This window comes from Microbacterium umsixpiens (assembly GCF_053543675.1).
This window is the reverse complement of sequence record NZ_JBLVOH010000023.1, coordinates 73,323-74,663: the sequence shown is the minus strand read 5'-3', so window position 1 is coordinate 74,663 and position 1,341 is coordinate 73,323. Positions and strand designations below refer to the sequence as shown.

1 protein-coding gene and 1 pseudogene are annotated in these 1,341 nt (G+C 68.7%); one reads left to right on the top strand and one right to left on the bottom strand.

The features are described from left to right. The coding region (locus ACNPM4_RS02445; RefSeq protein WP_448984571.1) for a LacI family DNA-binding transcriptional regulator at nucleotides 1-1,012 on the bottom strand (1,012 nt) is incomplete at its 3' end. Nucleotides 1,013-1,117: 105 nt separating this feature from the next. Between ACNPM4_RS02445 and ACNPM4_RS02440 the strand changes: the two are divergent. After that, nucleotides 1,118-1,341, top strand: a pseudogene (locus ACNPM4_RS02440) (MFS transporter); the annotation flags it as partial.

Genomic DNA, 1,341 nt, shown 5'->3' with positions numbered 1-1,341 from the left:
GCGGCGCGACGGGGGTCGTCGACTCGGCCACGCGCAGACTCGGTGCCAGACGGCTGAGGATGTACGGGGCGTCGGGATCCTCCATCCGCCGCACCAGCGCCTCCGTCGCCTCGCGGGCCAGCTCGTCGAACGGCTGCACCACGGTCGTCAGCCGCGGCTCGCAGACATCCGCGAGCATCGTGCCGTCGAACCCGGTGACCTGCACGTCGGACGGGACACTCCGCCCCGCACGTTTCAGCGCCGCGATCGCGCCGGCCGCGACGAGGTCGTCTCCGGCGATGATCGCATCGGGAAGCGGACCGCGGGCCAGCAGCGCTTCCGCGGCGCTCTCGCCGAACGACAGCAGGTATTCGCCGAAGATGTTCTCCTCCTGCGGCAGAGCCCGGGTGCGCACCGTCGCCTCGAAGGCGGCCCGCCTCTCACGACCGACCGAGGTGATGTCGTTGCCCGAGACGAGGACGACCCGCTTCGCGCCGCGGGAGGTCACGTGCTCGACGGCGAGGTCGATCCCGGCGTCGTTGTCGACCCCGACGAAGTCGGCCGGAAGATCGAGCACGCGCCGGTCGAGCTGCACGAGCGGAACTCTCAGCGCGGTGTCGGCGACCGCCTCGAACGAGAGCTCGGCGTCGGACGGCACCACGAAGATGCCCTCCACGCGCCGTTCGACCAGCATGCGCAGACGATCGCGTTCCCGGTCGACGTCTCCGTGCGAATCCGCGATGACGAGGTCGAACCCGCGGCGCTGCAGATGGTCCTCGAGGCGGTGTATGAGCTCACCGTAGAAGGGGTTGCTGATGACGGGGACGATCACGCCGATGGTGGCGCCTGTGCCGGCGCGCAGACCGCGTCCGATGAGGTTGACCCGGTAGCCCAGCTGCTCGGCCACCTGCGCGACATGCTCGGCCGTGCGTCCCGACACGCGGTCCTTGCCGTTGAGGGCCCGCGAGACCGTCGCGATGGACACGCCGGCGGCGGCCGCGACCTCGTGCAGCGTGACGGACGCCTTCTTCATCACGACCCTCATCCCCGGTGCCGACGGCACCACGACTCAAAGATATGGCGTGCGTAAAGGATTACGCACGCGAACACCCGACGACTCGACACGAAGAAGTGAGCAATGAACAACCAGACCGATGCGGTTCGTACCCGCTCCAGCGTGGTTTCGCTGATGATCGCACTCCTCGCGGCATGCCTCGCGTTCCAACTCAACGCCAGCATGCTGAGCCCGGCCCTGGTCACGATGGAGCGTGAGCTCGACGCGACCGCCACCGAGATCGCGTCGACCCAGACCGTCTTCTTCACGGCTGCCGCGCTGTTCACTCTCTTCCTCCCCCGTCTCGG